Below are 17,889 nucleotides of genomic sequence, written 5' to 3'. Positions count from 1 at the left end.
CGATCGTCACGCCGGACCCCGCAGCGGGGTCGGGTCGACCGGGAACGAGGCGTCGTAGAGCCGGCGGAACGTGCCGGAGGCGAGCCACTGCACCGCGCCGGTGGCGACCCCGGCGGTGATGGTGACGTTGACCAGGAAGTGCAGCCCGGCGAAGAAGGCCAGGAAGGGTACGCCGTGCCGGCGGCGGACGAAGGCGTACATGCCGGCGTCGCAGGCCAGCGAGGCGGCGAGCAGCCCGGCCGGAACGACCAGCCCCCACAGGCCGAGCAGCAGCGGCACCACCAGCGCGGGCAGTACGCCGAACGCGGCCAGGCTGCCCCAGGCCCGGGCGGCGGTCTCGAACCCCTGCCCGAACCGGCGGGCCCGGGCGTACAGCGGAATCCGCAGCCGTCCCCGGTGGAACAGCTTGCGCAGCAGCCCGCGCAGCTCGTGGTCGTGGTCGTGCCGGCCCCGGACCAGCGAGGTGAGCACCAGCCGGTAGCGGCGGCTCAACCGGTAGCCGTAGTCGACCTCCTCGGTGTGCCGCAGCCCCGGGTTGAACGGGCCGATCTCCTCGAAGACGTGCCGGCGCAGCATGCAGACGGCCGGAAAGAGGAACGACACGTCACCTTCCGAACTGATCGACCAGTAGTGATACTGCAGGCCACGGTACCGGGCCACCGCGGTGTCGTGCAGCAGCGGCTCGGGGTCCTCGATCCCGCAGACCGCGCCGATCCGCCGGTCGCCGAGGATCAGCCGTACCGCGTTCGTCACCGCGTCCGGGGCCAGCACCAGGTCGGAGTCGACGTAGCAGATCAGCTCGCCACTGGTGTGCGCGGCGCCGATGTTGCGGGCCCGGCCGCAGCCGCCGTTGCGGCCGGTGCTCACCACCCGTACGCCGAGCGCCTCGGCCACCGCCACCGACTGGTCCGTCGAGCAGTCGTCGACCATCAGGATCTCGACGTTCGGATACGTCTGGTCCAGGATCGACCGCAGGCAGAGGTCCAGCGACTCGGCGTAGTTGTAGTTTGGCACGATCACCGAGACGAGCGGGCCGTCGCCCGGCCGCGTACCGTTCACCGTCATCGGGTGGCCACCTCCGGCCGGTCGTAGAGTCCACGGAACCGGCCCGAGGCGAGCCAGGCGGCCACCCCGGAGATCGCGGCGACCGCGATCACCAGGTTCAGGAAGAAGTGCATCGCGACGAAGTAGCCGAGGAACAGCACGCCGCGCTCCCGGCGGACGAACCGGTACATCGGCAGGTCACCGGCGAGGCAGGCGGCGAGGGTCGCCAGCGGCACCGCCAGGAACGCCGGGCCGAACAGCACCGGCAGCGCGCACGTCAGCACGGTCAGCAGGGCGGCGACACTGACCCAGGCGCGTGGCCCGCTGCTCAGCCCGCCGGGGAACTCCGGCTTGCGGGCGTACATCGGGATGTGCAGTGCGGTGCGGGTGAAGACCTTGCGGATCAGCACGCCCAGGTCGGCGTCGTGGTCGTGCACGCCGCGCACCCGGGGCGAGAGCCAGATCTGGTACCGCTGGGCGAGCCGCATCCCGTAGTCCGCGTTCTCGGTCTCCCGCAGCCTCGGGTTGAACGGCCCGATCTCGGCGAAGACCCGGGCCGGGATCGCCAGCAGCGCCGTGTAGAGGGTCATGATCCGCCCCTCGTCGGCGATCAGCCAGTACGACTGCTGGAGGCAGCGGTACTCCTCCAGCAGGCTGTCCCGGACCAGCGGCACCGGATCGTAGTTGCCGCAGATCGCCCCGATCTGCGGGTCGGCGCTGAGCAGCTCGACCGCGTTGGCGACCGCGTCCGGCTTGGCGGCCACGTCCGAGTCGACGAAGAACAGGATCTCGCCGCGCGCGTTCGCCGCCCCGAGGTTGCGGGCCGCCGCCGGTCCGGAGTTCGTCGGGGTACGCAGCACCCGCGCCCCGTACGACTCGGCGACCGCGACCGAGTCGTCGGTGGAACAGTCGTCGACCACGATCAGTTCCAGGTTCGGATAGGTCTGGGCCCGGAGCGCGCCGAGGCACAGCCCGAGTGCCCTGGCGTAGTTGTAGTTCGGCACGATGACCGAGACGAGCGGTATGTTCATTTCTCCATCCAGTTCACCAGGTTGGGATAGCGGGCACCGAGTTCCGCCAGGGTCAGCGTGGCGCCGATCAGCACGCCGCTGGCCACGATCATCCGGTCCCGCAGCAGGGCCCGGATCGGGTCGCCGCCGGACTGCCGGACCAGGACGGCCTGGAGATAGCGGAACGCGGCGAGCAGCCCGAGCGGCACCACCACGGCGAGGGTGACCGGGCGCCAGTGCCCGAGTGGCGCGTCGGTGTTCAGGTAGAGCAGGAAGGTGGTGCTGGCCAGCGCGGTGTTCAGCCCGAGCAGGTGGTCGGCGAGCAGCACGTTGTAGCCGGCCAGCGCCGGCCGGTGCGCCGACCCGGCGGCGGCCAGTTCGTGCCGTCGCTTGCCGAGGATCAGCACCAGGCAGCCGGCGAAGACGGCGGTGAGCAGCAGCCCGGACGGCGCCGCCCCGGTGGCCGCGTACCCCTGGAGGACCCGCAGCACGAAGCCGGCGGCGACCACGCAGATGTCCAGCATCGGCAGGTGCTTGAGCCACCGGCTGTAGGCGACGCTGAGGCAGAGGTAGCCGACCAGCGGCCACCACGGCAGCTCGGGGCCGACCAGCACCAGCCCCAGCAGCAGCCCGGCCAGCCCGACCGCGAGCAGCCAGGCCAGCGGCACCGGGACCAGGCCGGCGGCGACCGGGCGGTGGCGCTTGACCGGATGGGTACGGTCCAGCCGGCGGTCCACGATGTCGTTGACGACGTAGATCGTCGACGCGGCCACCGTGAACACCAGCACCGCCCAGCCGGTACGCAGCACCGCCGACCCGGTCCAGAGTGGCGTGTCGAGCAGCGCCAGCGGTACGGCCAGCAGGTTCTTGACCGCGTGGCCGGGTCGGGTCAGCACCAGGAGTTGCCGGGCGAGCCGGGGGACCCGGAGGCTGCGCCCCGGGCTGGCCGGTACGGCGGTCTCGACGACGGTCTCGACGGCGGTCACCCTCGACTCCGATCAGCAGAAGACACCTTCGACTCCGATCAGAAGAAGATCTTCGCGAGGGAGAGCGCGCCCTGCCGCCACGGGTCGCGGCTGGTCCGCCCGTCCCGCGACGGCCGCGCCAGGTGGCGTTCGGCGCGCCACCACTCGTACGTGCGCAGGATCGCGTCCTCGTTGGACAGCTTCGGGGCGAAGCCGAGCCGCTCGGCGGCCTTGTCGATGCTCACGTAGGAGTCGTGCCGGAGCTTGTGCAGCAGCCGCCCGTACACCGGGGAGAGCCGGCTGCGATCCAGCAGCTCCAGGGTGAACAGCGCCGGCCGGGCGGGCACCCCGATGACCCGCTTGCCGTGCCCGGCCGCGTCCAGCACCGCCTGGAAGTCCTCGCGCAGGGTGCGGAACCGCTCCGCGGCGAGGTTGTAGGTGTCGTCGGCCACCTCGTCCGGCGCGGCCAGCACCGTGAGCACCGCGTCGACCAGGTCGTCGACGGCGAACATCTGGATCCGCACGTCGCCCCGGCCGAGCACCGGGAAGTTCCGGCCCTCCTCGGCCCACTCGAAGAGCATCGCGAACAGCCCCATCCGGCCCGGCCCGAGAAAGGTCTTCGGCCGCAGGATCGCGACCGGCAGACCACCGGCCCGGTACCGTTCGGCGATCTCCTCGGCGGCCACCTTCGCCGCGCTGTACGTGTCGACCGGCTCCCGGGGGTGCTCCTCCGGCGTCGGCACCTGGCGGGGCAGCCCGTACACGGCGGTCGACGAGACGTGCAGGACCCGGTCCACCCCGGCTTTCCGGGCGGCCCGCAGCACGTTTCCGGTGCCGTCCACGATGATCGAACGGATCTCCGCGGCCGGGTAGCTGGGCAGCGCCGCCGCGCAGTGCAGTACCGCCGTCGCACCGTCGGTGGCCCGGTCCATCACCCGGGGATCCCGGATGTCGCCGACCACGGTGACGCCGGGATCCGAGCGCAGATCCACCCCGCACACCTGGTGCCCGTCGGCGGTCAGCCGCTCGACCAGCCGGGAGCCGAGCATCCCGGCCGCCCCGGTCACGGTGATCACCACAGTGAACCCTTTTCAACCTCTCCCTGCGGTCCGTCGGACCGCAGGGTCGAATGCTGTGCGTGAGCGCCGCGTGGTTCAGGTTGAAAAGGGTTCAGCGTGGACCCCACCTTCTGGGCGACGAACCGGGTGACCAGCTTGGCCAGGCCCTGCTCCAGCACCTCGCCGAGCGCGTCGGTGGCGCGCTGCACGTCGGCCGGGTCGGTGACCAGGGACGGCCCGAGGATCAGCGGGTTGCGGCCGTTGAGGGTGTAGTAGGTGAAGATGTCGTGGTCCCGGTAGAGCGCGTTGATCACCGCGCAGGTGACCAGCTTCGCCTTGAACCTCGGGTCCCGGGCCATCCCGGCGGGGGCTAGCCGGGCGACCAGGTCGAGGATCTTCGGGCCGCCGTCGATCTGTACGCCCCAGAGCGCGCCCGCCCCGGCGACCCGGCCCACCGCGTCCGGGTACTCCTTGGCCAGCCGCTTCAACGCCGGTTCCAGTACCCGCTCCAGCTCGCGGGCCCGGGCCGGATAGTCGTCCTCCACCACGATGTTGATCGCCTCCAGCGCGGTGACGCACTCCTCGCCCATCCCGTAGTAGGTGGTGCTGGTGCTCTGCAGAAGCGCGTCGGTGAGGTTGTCGTACGCCTTCCGGAACACCCTTTCCCGCGCGACGAATGCAGAAATCGATGACTTTCCACCGCCGAATGACTTGGATGTGGTAAGGACGTCCGGCACCAGCCCCGGATACCGCATGAAGTAGAAGAGGCTGCCGGTCTTACCCCAACCGGTGTAGATCTCGTCGAAGATGAGCACGATGTCGTGCCGGTCGCACATCTCCCGAATGCCACGGAGGAAATCTTCATCGCACCATGTCACGGTGGAGGCGCTGAACGGCTCGACGATGAGAGCGTACACATCGCCGGGATGTGCCTCGACGGCCTCCCGGACCGAGTCCAGATTCCCATAGGTAAATGGAACTATGCCGGGAATGGTGGGAAAGCTGAACGACGGTTGTCCGGTCAGCCCACCTGAAGCGAGCAGCTTTCCGTGGAACCCGCAGTCGGCCCGCAGGATGGTGCCGCGCCGGCCGCCGTGGTACTTGTACGCCAGCTTCACCGCCCCCTCGACCGCCTCCGCACCCGAGTTGGGCAGGAACGACATCCGCAGGTCACCGGGGAGGAGTTGGGCCAGGTTGTGGCCGAGCGCCGCCAGGTACGGCGAGAAGTACGTCTTGTGCACCTCCATCCGCCGCTGAGACGCGAACCGCTGCCGGGCGGCCAGGATGCGCGGATGGTTGTGGCCGTGGTTGAGTACGCCCACGCCTCCGGTGAGGTCGAGGACGCGGCGGCCGTCGCGGAGCACCAGGTGTGCGCCTTCGGCGTGGTCGACCAATTCCCGGCCGAACCCGAACGAGGTCATCAGGCTGACCTGGCTCGCGTTGACGTAACGACGATAGAGGTCGTGCACCTCGCGAACGGTGAGTCGATCGCAATCGGACAGGCTGACCAGATTGGGCATGTCGTGACGCTATCGATTGGTACGGGATCTTCTCTGGACCGGTGCTGTACGCAACCTTGACTACGTAAGGCAACGCTTGCCAGTCGACAACCGACTGGATAGCTTGGTCGCGACGGAGTAGATCTCGGAATGTCAATGTCCCGGACGGTTGTCCCGCAATCCCGCTGAGGTGGGCGAACATGTCGCCGACGGTGTCGGTCATCATCCCCGTACACAACGGCTCGAAGACTCTCCGCGCGTGCCTGGCGGCCGTCTACGCCCAACGGCACCCGGTCACCGAGGTCGTCGTCGTCGACGACGCCAGCACCGACGACACCCGGGAGATCGCCGCCGAGTTCCCGTGCCGGCTGCTGGTCACCGACCACAACACCGGACCGGCGGCCGCCCGGAACCGGGGCATCCGGGCCAGCACCGGTGAGCTGCTGTTCTTCGTCGACTCCGACTGCGCGCCCGAGCCCGACGCCCTCGGCAACGCCCTGGCGATCCTCACCGAGCAGCCCGACGTCGCCTGCGTACACGGCATCTACGCGCTGCGGCCACTGTTCGACGACGGTCCGGTCGAGGCGTACCGGCTGCTGCACGGCCACTACTGGCGGCTGCGCCACGTCGGCCGGGTCCGCACCACACTCTTCGCGGTCTGCCTGATCCGCCGGGCGGTCTTCACCGACGTCGGCGGATTCGACGAGCGGCTGCGCGCCTCCGAGGACGTCGAGATCGGCGACCGGATGGGCGACCGGTACGGCATCGTGCTGACCGACACGGTGGTCTGCCGGCACGACGACGACAGCCACCTGGGCCGGCTGCTGCGCAAGCAGTTCGGCCGCTCCCAGCTCCTCGTCCCGGTCGCCCGGGCCGAGCGCGGGCCGGCCGGGATCCGAGCCAACACCCCGGCCGGGCTGCTCGGTGCCGCTCTCGTGCCGCTGACCCTTCCGCTCGGCCTCTACGCCCCGGTACTGCTGGCGGTCCCGTTCGCCCTGCTGGCGCTCTTCGTCGCCGCCGACCCGGGACTGCTGCGCTTCGTGGTACGCCGGCGTGGCCCCGGCTTCGCGATCTTCTTCTACGGGGTGCACCTGCTCGTCCAGTTGGCCGTCGTCGCCGGTGCCGTCGTCGGAGGGCTGCGGCACCTGGTGGACCGGGACTTCGGCCCGGCCCGGGTGGCCGACGCGAAATCGCCGCGATGAACGGGTCGTCGATCGCCGAGCGGGCGCGGCTTCCGGTCCGGCGGAACCCCGGCCCGGACGAGGCGGGGCGGCGATGACCGCGGAGCCGGGCACCGGGCGGATCTCCTGGCCATACCTCTCGGCCCAGGCGCTGCACTACCTGTTGTTCGCGCTCCGGGCCCAGCAGTTCCGGTGCCGCCGGCCGATGCTCGGCGACCGGCACCGGCCGGTCTTCGGGGTGGCCGGGCACAGCGTGGCGCTGACCATCGACGACGGGCCACATCCCGAGTGGACGCCCCGGATGTTGGACCTGCTCGACCGGTACCGGGTCCGGGCCACGTTCTTCCTGATCGGCGACCGGGTCGCCGAGCACCCCGAACTGGCCCGTCGGATCCGCGACGCCGGCCACCTGGTCGGCAACCACTCGATGTCGCATCCGCAGCCGTTCGCGGCGCTGCCGGCGCGGCGGCTGCGTACCGAGATCGTGGCGGCGCAGCGGCGGATCGAGGACGCCGTCGGGATCACGCCCCGGCTGTTCCGCGCGCCCGGCGGCAACTGGTCGCCGACGGTACTGCGGACCACCGCCGATCTCGGCCTGGTGCCGGTGGACTGGACGGTCAACCCGAGCGACTGGCGCAGCCCCGGAGTGGACCGGATCGTCCGGCGGCTGTCCCGGAGCCGACCCGGGCACGTCCTGCTCTGCCACGACGGCGGCGGCGACCGGTCACAGACCGTCGCGGCTCTGGAGGCCGTGCTGCCCCGGCTGATCGACCGGGGACTGCGGTTCGTCGTACCGGGTGCCGACCGGTAGGTGACGACGTGCCGTTCTGTCGTACGACGACGCCGGGCAGTGCCGCCCGGCCGTGCGGGGGGAAGCAGCGATGCCTGTCTAGGGGGAAACGAAGATGTCGGAAGACGACCTGAAGATCCTGCTGCTCGGCCCGATCCGGGCCGAACGGGGCGGCACCAACCTCTACCTGGGCACTCCCCGGCAGCGGGAGGTGCTCGCCGTACTGGCGCTGCGCTGCGGGATGGTGATGTCGGTGCCGCAGATCGTCGACGCGGTCTGGAACGGGCGCCGGCCCGACTCGGTGGAGAACATGGTGCACACCTACATCGGTCGGCTGCGCCGGGTGCTGGAGCATCCCGGCCGGCCGCCGGCACTGGCCCGGGTGCTCCGCTCGACCCGGCCGGGATACACCCTCGACATCCCGGCGTTCGCGGTCGACGTCACCCGGTTCGAGCACGACGTCAGGGTGGCCCGGGCGGCCCGGGCCCAGGGTGAGTTGTCCCGGGCGCTCGGCAGTTTCCAGCAGGCGCTGGCCCGCTGGTCCGGCCTGGCGCTCCAGGAGGCGGCCGGGCCGCTGGCCGAGGCGGAACGGATCCGCCTCACCGAGCTGCGTCAGGACGCGGTGGAGGAGGCCACCGGGGTACGGCTGCTCCTCGGGGACGTGGAGAACCTCGTCTCCGAGCTGCGCTGCATGCTCGCCGAGCAGCCGATGCGGGAGCGGCTCTGGGAACTGCTGCTGGTCGTCCTCGGCCAGACCTCGCGGCGGGCCGAGGCGCTGACCGCCTTCGAGGACGCCCGGGTCACCCTGGCCGACCGGCTCGGGGTGGAGCCGGGGCACCGGCTCCAGGACCTGCACCGGCGGCTGCTGCGCAGCGAACCGGTCACGGTGCGGCCGTGGTGGGAGCGGCGGGTCCCGGTCTGATCCCGGAGACCGGCTCGGCACGGCCCGACCGGGCGCGGCTCGAAGGAGCGTGACCCGGTTCGGCGTGGCCCGACTGGACGTGACCCGGCTCGACGACCGGCTCGGCGGAATCCAACCCGGCGGATCCGCCGCGCCTGGAGCCACCGGCCCGTCCGGTCGCCTCCGGGCCGGTGAGGACGAAGAAGGCACCGGCAGGACTGTCCCCGAGGCGCGCGGGGACCTCCTCGGCGACGGAGAGGCCGCAGGCCCGGACGACCCGGGCGAACTCCTCGGCAGGGGCTTCGTGGTAGATCTGCACGACGATCCGGCCCCGGGGCGTCAGCATCGCGGGCAGCCGGCGTAGCAGGTCGGCGGCCTCGGCCTCGGTCAGGTAGTAGACGACCTCCCGGAGCAGGATCGCGTCGTACCGCCGCGCGGTGTCGAAGGTGCGGATGTCGGCCACCTCGAACGACGTGTCCGGCCGGTCCAGCGCCCGAGCCGCCTCGATCGCCCGGGAGCTGAGGTCCACGCCGTGGTAGTGCCGGTAGCGACCCGGCGCCAGCGGCAGGTTCGCACTCGTGCCGCAGCCCAGGTCCAGGATCGTCGGCCGGGGCGCCCAGGTCTCGATCAGCGACAGCGGCATGTTCCCGTCGGACATGTCGTCGAGATAGCGCCAGAACCCCAACGCGTACTGCGCGTTCCACCACGCCCTGTTCATTCTCGGATTGGATCGGACCAGCACCCGTACCGGAACTCGGATCAGCCGCGCCACCGCACGGACCAACGCATTCGACATGGTGTCACCGACATTTCTCGACGTGGGACGGATCCCGGACGATCCGGGAATGACGCTATCGATGTTCCTGGCCGGCGGACCGGCCGGAAGGGAGGTCGGGTCAGCCGGTCAGCGCGGGGTCGACAGCCCTGCGGAGGCCGAGCCGGCGCCGGTGGACGTACTGGGCGAGCAGCAGCCCACCCGCGCCGACCGCCACCTCGCTGACCGCGCAGACCAGCCGGCTGGTCAACACCACCGGGGCGGCGACGGACACCGGCATCACGGTGGCCAGCCCCACCATCAGCACCGCCTCCCGGACGCCGAGCCCGTCCGGGACGACCATCACCAGCAACCCGGCCACGGTCGCGGCGGCGAAGCCGGCCACACAGACCAGGTAGGAGCGCAGCGGTGGGGCGCCGGCGGTCACCGCCAGCAGCCAGAGGTGGTGCCCGGAGATCACCCAGGAGAGCGACTGTGTGGTGATCGCCCGTCGGATGCCGGCCCGGGACGCGCTGACCTGCGGCGGTGGCCGCCGCAGCAGCCGCGCCGTCCCGGCGAGTCCCCGGTTGAGCAGGTCCGGGCGGACGAAGAGCGCCACCAGCGGGAGTACGGCGAGCAGCATCCACCCGGCCGCCCGGTCGAACACCGCCGGTCCGGCCGCGAGGCCGACGGTCATCCCGGTCAGCGCGACCACCACCCAGCTCAGCAGGAAGACGCCGGCCAGCCGGACCGCCCCGACGTTGATCTCCTTGCCGAGCCGGAGCAGCACCGGCAGCGCGACGAACCGGCCCGGGACGAACTTGGCGAGGAACCCGACGAAGAACAGCCGGGCGGCGGTCCACCGGTCCACCGCCGCGCCGAGATCGACGAAGAGCGCCTGCCAGGAGTGGTACCCGAGCAGCAGCCCGACCGAGTTGATCAGCAGCGCGCCGCCGAGTACCAGTCCGACCTGGACCGGATCGAGCCGCTGCGCCAGTGCGCGCACCGGCGTCCAGTCCTGGGCCCGCAGGAACAGCACCAGCCCGACCGTCAGGGCCAGCACGAAGACCACGACCAGCAGTTGGTTGACCCGCCGCCACCAACCGGACCGCCGCTCGACCGCGCGCCGCACCGCCTCGACCACCGCGCCCACCGAACTGGTCGAACCGGTCGAGCCCGACGGGCCGACGGGTCCGGTCGAGCCGGTCACCGGGTCGACTCCGGGGCCAGTGGGGCGACCGGGCCGGACCGGGGGCGCCGGAGCAGTGCCCGACCCAGCCCGAGCGCCAGCCCGGCGAACTCGGTCAGGTGGGTCAGGAACCGCATCGCGGTGGCGAAGAGCAGGAAGCCCGCCCCATGCTGCCGGAGCGCGAACCCGAGCAGCGCCCGGTCCGCGCCGAGGAAGGCGGCCAGCCCGCCCAGCGGCACCGGCAGCAGCCACGGCGACCAGGCGGCCAGCGCCAGCCCGGCCACCGCGAGGGCGCTGCCCAGCAGCCCGACCACCGAGCCGAGGTCGATCCGGTGCGGCGCCCGCCGGTCGGCGGATTCCGCAGTGGACGGCGCCGGTCCGGGCGCCCAGCGCGCCGCGACGACCGCCCCGGCGTACGTCCGGGCCCGGCGGAAGTGCTCCGACAGGTACGGCCCCAACCGGTCCACGTCGTCGTGCCGGCCCAGGACCCGGTCGCTGGTGCGGATCTCGTACGACGTTGGCAGGCGGGTGCCGAACTCGATGTCCTCGGCATCACGCAGCCGCTCGTCGAAGCCGCCCACCAGCTCGAACACCGCCCGGGGGACGGCGGTGAGCGCGAACATGGTGATCGCGGTGACCCCGACGTCGCGGCGCCGCCAGAAGTGCTCGAAGAGCGTCTTGTAGGACTCGACCGGCCCGTCCGCGAACAGGGGGGTCAGGTCGTAGATCCCCTGTACGACGCCGCAGCCGGGATGGGTCCGCAACTCGGCCACCGCCCCGGCCAGCGCGTCGGGCGCCAGCGCGATGTCCGAGTCGACGAAGAACAGCAGGTCCCCGCCGGCCCGGGCGGCCCCGGCGTTCCGGGCCGCGGAGACGCCCCGGTTCACCGGGAACGCCAGCAGGGTGCAGGGAAACTCGGCCGCGATCTGCCGGGACCGGTCGGTGCTCGCGTCGTCGACGACGATCACCTCGGCCGCCGGCCGGGTCTGCGCGTAGATCGCCCCGAGACAGGCCCGGAGAGTCTTTTCCTTGTTGTAGTTCGGGACGATGACCGACACCCGCGCGAATTGCGGGTCGACGGTGTGGTCGAGTGGAGACAATGCGCCTGGTCACCCCCTTTTTCCCGGCGGGCCGGTAAACGGTAGCAATCGGCGTACCGCAATTTCTGGAACCGGCCTGGATTACCCAGTGCGACGGCGGCGGTCCTCGGCGGACGGTGAACAGAACATGGGTCGTCCCCGGCACGGTGCACCGGTGCCGTCGAGGGGGAGCCGAGCGTGCCCGGCGGTGCGTCGTCGCACAGGTACCGGGACAGCCGGGACCGACCATCGGGTGACCGTCGGTGCGTAAGCGAACCGTAAGGCCCGCCCCGCAGAGTAGCTGGCGTCGAGGCCGGTGGCACCGGACGCCGGATCGACGAACCATCGGAGGAGAGGAAAGTACCGTGGGATCTCCAACAGCACGCGGCCTCGCAGCGGCCGCGATCGTGACGGCGGCCGTGCTGGCCGTGCTGGCCGTACCGGTCGGCGCCGCCGGGGCGGCCGGGACGGCGGACTGGTCGGCGGCCTGGGCGGCCGGCGTGCACCACCCGGTGCCGGGCAACGACTGGGACGGGCCCAACTGGTCGGTCGACGGCTTCACCGGCGAGTCGGTACGGCAGGTGGTGCGGGTCAGCGTCGGCGGCACCACACTACGGGTCCGGCTCTCCAACCGGTACGGCACGCAGCCGTTGCGGCTGGCCGGTGCGAGCGTCGGCAGTTCCGGCGGTGGCGCCACGGTCCGGTCCGGTACCCTGCGGCCACTCACCTTCCAGCACCGGTCGTCGGTGACCGTCCCGGCCGGGGCCGAGGTGGTATCCGACCCGGTGCGCCTCGGAGTCGCGGCGCTGGACCGGCTGGCCGTCACCTTCTACTTCGCCGACGGGACCGGGCCGGCCACGTTCCACCAGGGCGCCCTCACCACCACCTACCGGGCCACCGGCGACCGGCGAACGGAGCCCGGCGCCGAGGTGTTCGGCAGTGCCACCAGCCACTCGTGGTACTACCTGACCGGCGTCGACGTCTCCGGGCCGGCACCCCGGCGGGCCGGTCGGGGCGGATCCGACGGTCGGGACGCCGCCTGGGGCACGGTGGTCGCGTTCGGCGACTCCATCACCGACGGCCACGGCAGCAGCCCCGGTGCCGACAACCGGTACCCGGACCAGTTGGCCGAGCGTCTCGTCGCCGGAGGTCGCCGCCTGGGCGTGGCCAACGTCGGGATCAACGGCAACAAGCTGCTCGCCGACTCGCCCTGCTACGGCGAGCGGGGGCTGACCCGGTTCCACCGGGACGCGCTCGGCCAGCCGGGCGTGCGCGCCGTGGTCGTCCTGCTCGGCACGAACGACATCGGCGGGGGCGGCTTTCCGGACTTCGGCTGCGGCGCCTCGCCGGTGGTGACCGCCGCCGACGTCGTCGACGGGCACCGGGCGCTGGTCCGGGCCGCGCACCGGCGGGGGATCCAGGTGGTCGGCCTGACAATTCCGCCGTGGAAGGGGGCGTTCGGCTACGACACCCCGCCGAACGAGGCGGTCCGGGACCGGGTGAACGGTTCGCTCCGGGCGGGTGTCGGGTACGACGCCCTGGTCGACCTGGACCGGCTCCTTGCCGACCCGGCGGACCCGGACGCACTGCGACCGGAGTTCGACGCCGGTGACCGGCTGCACGTCAACGACGCGGGGGCGGAGCTGATCGCGACCGCGGTCGCCAGGGCGCTGCGCTGAGCCGAGCCGCCACCTCCAGGAGGGACGGACGATGACCGACGCGAAGCGCGACGAACACGTCCGGGCGGTGAGCCCACCCGGCTGCCCCGGCCGGGCGGCGTGCGGATCGCGGTGACCGGGCCGCAGCGTGACGCCAGCACCGCCGCGCAGGGCGTACGGCGGTGCTGGCGTCCGGTGCCCCGCCGGTCAGAGCGGCGGCCACGCGTTGGACAGCAGTTGCCGGAAGTGCGCCGGGAACCACTCGCCGACCGGTGGGGCGTTCTGCATCGCACCGCTGGTCACCGTGGGGAACAGGTGCGGGCGGTACGTCGGGTCGCACATCGGCTCGTACGGCCGGTTCGCCCCGAGCACGTCACTGGCACCGTCGGACTCGCCGGGCGGCTTGATCCAGGCGTACGCGTCGATGCCGGCCTCCGGCGCCGCGACCGGCCGTACGCCGAGTCCGGCGCCGACCTGGTTGCACCAGTTGCCGAGGTAGCCGCGCCGGTCGGTCCGGCCCGCCTCGACGTACTCCTCCGCGCCGGTCGACGGTCCGGGGCCGGTGGGCCGGGCCGGGCCGCCCCACCCGTTGCGCGAGGTGTCGACCAGCATGCCGACGCGGGCGGAGAAGCCGCTGGCGACCAGCAGTTGGCGCAGTTGCTGGGCGTACGGCAACTCGTCGACGTAGGCGTTGCCGGCGATCCAGGCCGTCTCCCGCACCGGCTGGCCGTTCACCACGTCGTCGGCGTCGAGGTACGGCTCGCGCAGCACCGAGTAGTTGGCGACGTTGACGGTGAAACCGTGCACGGCCGAGGGAGTGCTGCCGGCGGTGGTGGCCGCCTGGTGCAGCAGCGCCGCCGTCGCGGCCCCGTCCGTCGACCAGCCGAGTTGGCCGTGGTGGCTGGCATCCAGATAGGCGTAGACGGTGGGCACGGTGGCCAGTCGGGCCAGGGCGTAGCCGATGCCGGCGAGGTGACTGCCCTGGGCCTTGACCCGGTCGCAGCCGGCGGTCGCGGCGGGGCGGGGCGAGGTGTGGGTGACCAGGTTGGGCAGCGAGTTCGGCTCCACGACGGTGACGATCCGCAGCCCCGCGTAGCTCGGGTCGGCGAGGATCGCCACGATCGGGTCGACGAACTCGGTCCGGTACCGGTCGAGTTCGTCGATGGCCAGCTCACCGAAGCTGACCCGGCGGTTGCAGTCCCGCCCGGGCAGGTTGTAGAGGGTCAGCTGCACCAGGTCGGCGCCCTGCGCCAGTGCCGTGTTCAGGTGGCCGCGCAGCCCCATCCGGCCGGGCGTGCCGTCGATGGCGGCGATCCGGTCCAGCCACACCGCGGTCGGCTGGTCGGCGACGGCCGCCCCGCCCGGTTCGGCGTGGGCCCGGGCGGACCACTCCGGGTTCACGTACGCCGTCGCACCGACATACGGGTTGTCCACCGGACCTCTCTCGACCTCGGCGGCGCGGGCTGGGGAGGAGACGGAGCCGGCCAGCAGGGCCAGCGCGGTCAGCATGGTCAGGGCCCGACGCGGTCCCGCCGACGCGGGTACGGGTAGCGGCAGTCTCATGGTTTCGCTCACCCCGCGAGATCCAGCCGTCCGGGGGGACAGCTATTGATGACTATGAATTGATAGTACTATCTGGTCCGCCCGGTCGCCGGGGCGCCGCTGTCGTCCGGTCACTGAACCTTTTTCAACCTCCCCGTGCGGTCCCTCGGACCGCAGGGTCGGACGCGGTGCGTGCGCGCCGTGCGGTTCAGGTTGAAAAAGGTTCACCGCTCCGGGACGGGCCGGACGCAGGATGATCGGGACACCCGGAGCGTCCGTACCGGACGGTCGGCAGCCGCGCCGCTCGATCGGCTCCGGTACCCGCACAGCAGGCGCCCTGCCCTGGGCAAGTCGGACCGGCGGCCGCCCGGCGAGGACGCGCCACGGCCCTCGCCGGATGCCGACGTATCGGCTCAGGGCGGCCGGACGGTCAGCCGGGGGTACGGCCGACGGCGTACCGGAACGCGTTGTCCAGGCGGTAGCCGCCGTCCGGCTGCCGGAACGGGCGGGCGGCGTCGCGCACCGTCGCCGCGGTGGCGGCCATCGTTTCCGGGTCCTCGCCGAGTAGCACGCCACGTACCAGCGCGTCGTCGTCGGGCGCGTACCAGGGGACCGGGACCAGCCCCGCCGCCACCACGTCGAGCCCACCGTCGGCGAGCAGCCGCTCAAGGCCACCGGGCTGCCGCAACTCGCCGTCGGGCAGCGGCTCCTCGCCGGCGGCGTCCGCGACGGCCCGCTCGACGGTGTCCAGGTCGTTGTGCCGGCCCTCCGCCCAGTTGGCGATCGCGACCAGGCCACCGGGCCGGGTGACCCGGACGCACTCGGCCAGCGCGTCCAGGGTGTCCTCGGCGAACTGCACGGCGTTGACCGAGGTCACCAGCTCGAACGTGTGGTCCGGCCAGGGCAGCCGCTCGGCGTCGCCGACCCGGAGGTCGGCGGCGGGCACCCGGGACCGGGCCAGCGCCACCATGCCGGGCGCCGGGTCGACCCCGGCGGTCACCGCGCCGAGCCGGTCGAGATATCCGAGCAGGTCACCACCGCCGCAGCCGACGTCGAGCACCCGGGAACCGGGCCCGATGCCGCTCGCCGCCACGACGACCCGCCAGACCGGCTCGGCGAAGCCGCCCCACAGTTCGGCCCAGCCGGCCGCGACCGCCGACCAGCGGTCCGGATCTGCCCCGTCCACCCACCACCCCTCCTCCGATGAGTTCCGTCCAACCGGCCGGTGCCGACGGGCGCGTTCCCGCGCACCCGCTGGCACCTCGGTTCAGCCGTCGCGCTGGTCGCTGCCGACCTCCCGGTCCCGGCGTACCGTCGCCCTGCGGCCCTTGATGGTGCTCTGCCGCAGCCGCGTGATCACCTCGTTCGCCGCCGACCTCGGCACCTCGACCAGTGAGAACCGGTCGGCGATCTCGATCGAGCCGATCTCCCGGCCGCTGACCCCGGTCTCGCCGGTGATCGCCCCGACCAGGTCCTGCGGGCGGATGCCGGCCCGCCGACCGACCCCGATGAACAGGCAGGCCATGTCGCCGGAGCGGGGCCGGCCGCCGCGCCGGTCGTCCCGGCCACCGTCCCGGCCACCGTCGCGCCGGGCCCGCCCGTCCCGGTCGGTCCGGAACGCCACCTGCGGGATGTCCTCCTCCTCGTCGACCGGACCGCCGCCCGCCGACTCGTGCGCCAGCTTCACCGCCGCCAGCGCCACCTCCATCACGTCGAACTCGTCGGTGAGGGTCTCCACGATCACCCGGAACGGTTCGAGGTCGTCCTCCAGCAGGCTCTCGTGCAGCGCCGCCCGGGTCATCTCCAACCGCCGGGTCCGCAGGTCGGCCACGGTGGGGATCTTGTCGATCGAGATCCGCTGCCCGGTGGTCCGCTCGATGGTCTTGAGCATCCGGTGCTCCCGGGGCTCGGCGAGGGTGATCGCCACCCCCTGCCGGCCAGCTCGGCCGACCCGTCCGATCCGGTGCACGTACGACTCCGGAGCCGATGGCACGTCGTAGTTCACCACGTGGGTGAGCTGCTCGATGTCCAGCCCCCGGGCGGCCACGTCGGTCGCCACCAGCAGGTCGGCGGTACCGGCCCGGAGTCGGCCCATCACCCGGTCCCGCTGTTCCTGGGTCATCCCGCCGTGCAGCGCCTCGGCCCGGTAGCCGCGACCGTTCATGGTCTCGGTCAGCCGGTCGACCTCCTCCCGGCTGCGGCAGAAGACGATCGCCGCGGTCGGCGCCTCGACGTCGAGTACCCGGCCGAGGGCGGCCGGCTTGTGCGCCCGGGCGACCACATACGCGGTCTGCCGGACCAGCGGGGCGGTGCCGGTCGGCGCGGGCTGCCGGCCGATCTCGATCCGGGCCGGGTCCCGCAGGTACTGCCGGGCCATCCCGTCGATCCGGGCCGGCATGGTGGCGGAGAAGAGCACCGTCTGCCGCTGCTCGGGTACGTGTTGCAGGATCGCCTCGATGTCCTCGGCGAAACCCATGTCGAGCATCTCGTCCGCCTCGTCCAGCACCACAGTGCCGAGGCCCGCCAGTCGCAGGGTGTCCCGGGCGATGTGGTCCAGCGCCCGTCCCGGGGTTGCCACCACCACGTCCACCCCGCCGTCCAGCGCCCGCAGTTGCCGGGCGATCGGCTGGCCCCCGTAGATCGGCAACACCCGTACGCCGAGGTTCCGGCCGTACCGGTGGATGGCCTCGGAGACCTGCACGGCCAGTTCCCGGGTCGGCACCAGGATCAGCGCCGCCGGCGCCCCGGAGCGCGGCTCGTCCGGCAGCCGGTGCAGCAGTGGCAGCGCGAAAGCGGCGGTCTTGCCGGTCCCGGTGGCGGCCTGGCCGAGCAGGTCCCGGCCGGCCAGCAGGGGCGGGATGGCGGTCCGCTGGATGGCGGTCGGCTCCTCGTAACCCAGCGTGCCGAGCGCGTCCAGGAGTTCGGTCCGCAGCCCGAGGTCCGCGAAGGTGCCGGAGTCGTCGCCGGGGTCGTTCGGGCTGGTGCTGACCGGCGGAGCGGGTGGTGCGCTGTCGGAACTCATACCCATCAGCTTTTCACCACGCCGAACCGGGCGATGCGGCGACCGGCGGATCCCGGCCGGCCACCGCCCGCCGGGCGGGCTTTCTCGTCGCCCGGCGGCGCCATCGTGCGGCGGCGCCCCGGCGCCGAACCGATCGGCGGCGGAACGGTCCGCCCGGTGGCCGGCGCACCGATCGGCTCCCGGGCCGACCGTTCAGC

13 protein-coding genes and 1 pseudogene are annotated in these 17,889 nt (G+C 72.5%); 4 read left to right on the top strand and 10 right to left on the bottom strand.

Going from position 1 to position 17,889, the window contains the following annotated elements:
• Positions 1-6: 6 nt before the first annotated feature.
• Genes ACQEVC_RS33825 through ACQEVC_RS33805 form a run of 5 tightly spaced genes read right to left on the bottom strand, consistent with a single transcriptional unit; the run spans position 7 to position 5,498 of the window.
• On the bottom strand, positions 7-1,065 hold the full coding sequence (locus ACQEVC_RS33825) for a glycosyltransferase family 2 protein (protein ID WP_432885914.1): 1,059 nt from the start codon (positions 1,063-1,065) through the stop codon (positions 7-9).
• On the bottom strand, positions 1,062-2,075 hold the full coding sequence (locus ACQEVC_RS33820; protein ID WP_432885911.1) for a glycosyltransferase family 2 protein: 1,014 nt from the start codon (positions 2,073-2,075) through the stop codon (positions 1,062-1,064). The genes ACQEVC_RS33825 and ACQEVC_RS33820 overlap by 4 nt, the downstream gene beginning before the upstream one ends.
• Positions 2,072-3,040, bottom strand: coding sequence for a UbiA prenyltransferase family protein (locus ACQEVC_RS33815; protein WP_432885908.1), 969 nt, complete (start codon positions 3,038-3,040; stop codon positions 2,072-2,074). The genes ACQEVC_RS33820 and ACQEVC_RS33815 overlap by 4 nt, the downstream gene beginning before the upstream one ends.
• A 38-nt stretch (positions 3,041-3,078) precedes the next feature.
• Positions 3,079-4,098 (bottom strand): NAD-dependent epimerase/dehydratase family protein, encoded by a 1,020-nt coding sequence (locus ACQEVC_RS33810; RefSeq protein ID WP_432885906.1) that lies wholly within the window; start codon positions 4,096-4,098, stop codon positions 3,079-3,081.
• Entirely contained in the window at positions 4,092-5,498 is a 1,407-nt protein-coding gene (locus ACQEVC_RS33805; protein WP_432891859.1) for an aspartate aminotransferase family protein, read from the bottom strand. The genes ACQEVC_RS33810 and ACQEVC_RS33805 overlap by 7 nt, the downstream gene beginning before the upstream one ends.
• 278 nt (positions 5,499-5,776) lie before the next feature.
• Here ACQEVC_RS33805 and ACQEVC_RS33800 point away from each other — a divergent pair, with 278 nt between their 5' ends.
• The 3 genes from ACQEVC_RS33800 (at position 5,777) to ACQEVC_RS33790 (ending at position 8,469) form a co-directional block, all read left to right on the top strand.
• Positions 5,777-6,778 carry a glycosyltransferase family 2 protein gene (locus ACQEVC_RS33800; RefSeq protein WP_432885903.1) on the top strand — a complete coding sequence of 334 codons (1,002 nt, stop codon included), beginning with the start codon at positions 5,777-5,779 and terminating at the stop codon, positions 6,776-6,778.
• 73 nt (positions 6,779-6,851) lie between these two features.
• The gene (locus ACQEVC_RS33795; protein WP_432885901.1) at positions 6,852-7,568 is read left to right on the top strand and encodes a polysaccharide deacetylase family protein; all 717 of its coding nucleotides are present in this window, start codon (positions 6,852-6,854) and stop codon (positions 7,566-7,568) included.
• A gap of 94 nt (positions 7,569-7,662) precedes the next feature.
• Entirely contained in the window at positions 7,663-8,469 is an 807-nt protein-coding gene (locus ACQEVC_RS33790) for an AfsR/SARP family transcriptional regulator (RefSeq protein ID WP_432885899.1), read from the top strand.
• On the opposite strand, the gene ACQEVC_RS33785 is transcribed toward ACQEVC_RS33790, so the two are convergent.
• A complete protein-coding gene (locus ACQEVC_RS33785) occupies positions 8,429-9,166 on the bottom strand; it encodes a class I SAM-dependent methyltransferase (protein ID WP_432885897.1) in 738 nt (245 codons plus the stop codon). The two genes, ACQEVC_RS33790 and ACQEVC_RS33785, sit on opposite strands and share 41 nt — an antisense overlap.
• Positions 9,167-9,386: 220 nt before the next feature.
• Positions 9,387-11,491 (bottom strand): annotated as a pseudogene (locus ACQEVC_RS33780) (glycosyltransferase); the annotation flags it as partial.
• 344 nt (positions 11,492-11,835) lie between these two features.
• On the opposite strand from ACQEVC_RS33780, the gene ACQEVC_RS33775 reads away from it, so the two are divergent.
• Positions 11,836-13,149, top strand: a complete 1,314-nt coding sequence (locus tag ACQEVC_RS33775; protein ID WP_432885895.1) for an SGNH/GDSL hydrolase family protein — start codon at positions 11,836-11,838, stop codon at positions 13,147-13,149.
• A 186-nt stretch (positions 13,150-13,335) separates the two neighbouring features.
• Here the strand turns inward: ACQEVC_RS33775 and ACQEVC_RS33770 are convergent, their stop codons facing one another.
• The 3 genes from ACQEVC_RS33770 to ACQEVC_RS33760 all read right to left on the bottom strand — a co-directional run bounded on the left by ACQEVC_RS33770 (position 13,336) and on the right by ACQEVC_RS33760 (position 17,692).
• On the bottom strand, positions 13,336-14,691 hold the full coding sequence (locus ACQEVC_RS33770) for a glycoside hydrolase family 6 protein (protein WP_432885893.1): 1,356 nt from the start codon (positions 14,689-14,691) through the stop codon (positions 13,336-13,338).
• Positions 14,692-15,100: 409 nt separating this feature from the next.
• Positions 15,101-15,856: a class I SAM-dependent methyltransferase gene (locus ACQEVC_RS33765; RefSeq protein WP_432885891.1), complete on the bottom strand. Its 756-nt coding sequence runs from the start codon at positions 15,854-15,856 to the stop codon at positions 15,101-15,103.
• An 81-nt stretch (positions 15,857-15,937) separates the two neighbouring features.
• Complete coding sequence (locus ACQEVC_RS33760; protein WP_432885889.1) at positions 15,938-17,692, bottom strand: DEAD/DEAH box helicase; 1,755 nt, start codon at positions 17,690-17,692, stop codon at positions 15,938-15,940.
• Positions 17,693-17,889: the final 197 nt, after the last annotated feature.

The organism is Plantactinospora sp. CA-294935 (assembly GCF_050936445.1).
GTDB lineage: Bacteria > Actinomycetota > Actinomycetes > Mycobacteriales > Micromonosporaceae > Plantactinospora.
The sequence above is the reverse complement of the archived record's forward strand: the minus strand, read 5'-3'. Positions and strand labels throughout refer to the sequence as shown.

Excerpts from the sequence above, each read along its gene's own strand:
- ACQEVC_RS33825 (WP_432885914.1), bottom strand. The coding sequence starts at position 1,065 with ATGACGGTGAACGGTACGCGGCCGGGCGACGGCCCGCTCGTCTCGGTG.
- ACQEVC_RS33795 (WP_432885901.1), top strand. The coding sequence starts at position 6,852 with ATGACCGCGGAGCCGGGCACCGGGCGGATCTCCTGGCCATACCTCTCG.
- ACQEVC_RS33800 (WP_432885903.1), top strand. The coding sequence starts at position 5,777 with ATGTCGCCGACGGTGTCGGTCATCATCCCCGTACACAACGGCTCGAAG.
- ACQEVC_RS33770 (WP_432885893.1), bottom strand. The coding sequence starts at position 14,691 with ATGAGACTGCCGCTACCCGTACCCGCGTCGGCGGGACCGCGTCGGGCC.
- ACQEVC_RS33790 (WP_432885899.1), top strand. The coding sequence starts at position 7,663 with ATGTCGGAAGACGACCTGAAGATCCTGCTGCTCGGCCCGATCCGGGCC.
- ACQEVC_RS33820 (WP_432885911.1), bottom strand. The coding sequence starts at position 2,075 with ATGAACATACCGCTCGTCTCGGTCATCGTGCCGAACTACAACTACGCC.
- ACQEVC_RS33785 (WP_432885897.1), bottom strand. The coding sequence starts at position 9,166 with ATGAACAGGGCGTGGTGGAACGCGCAGTACGCGTTGGGGTTCTGGCGC.
- ACQEVC_RS33805 (WP_432891859.1), bottom strand. The coding sequence starts at position 5,498 with ATGACCTCGTTCGGGTTCGGCCGGGAATTGGTCGACCACGCCGAAGGC.
- ACQEVC_RS33760 (WP_432885889.1), bottom strand. The coding sequence starts at position 17,692 with ATGAGTTCCGACAGCGCACCACCCGCTCCGCCGGTCAGCACCAGCCCG.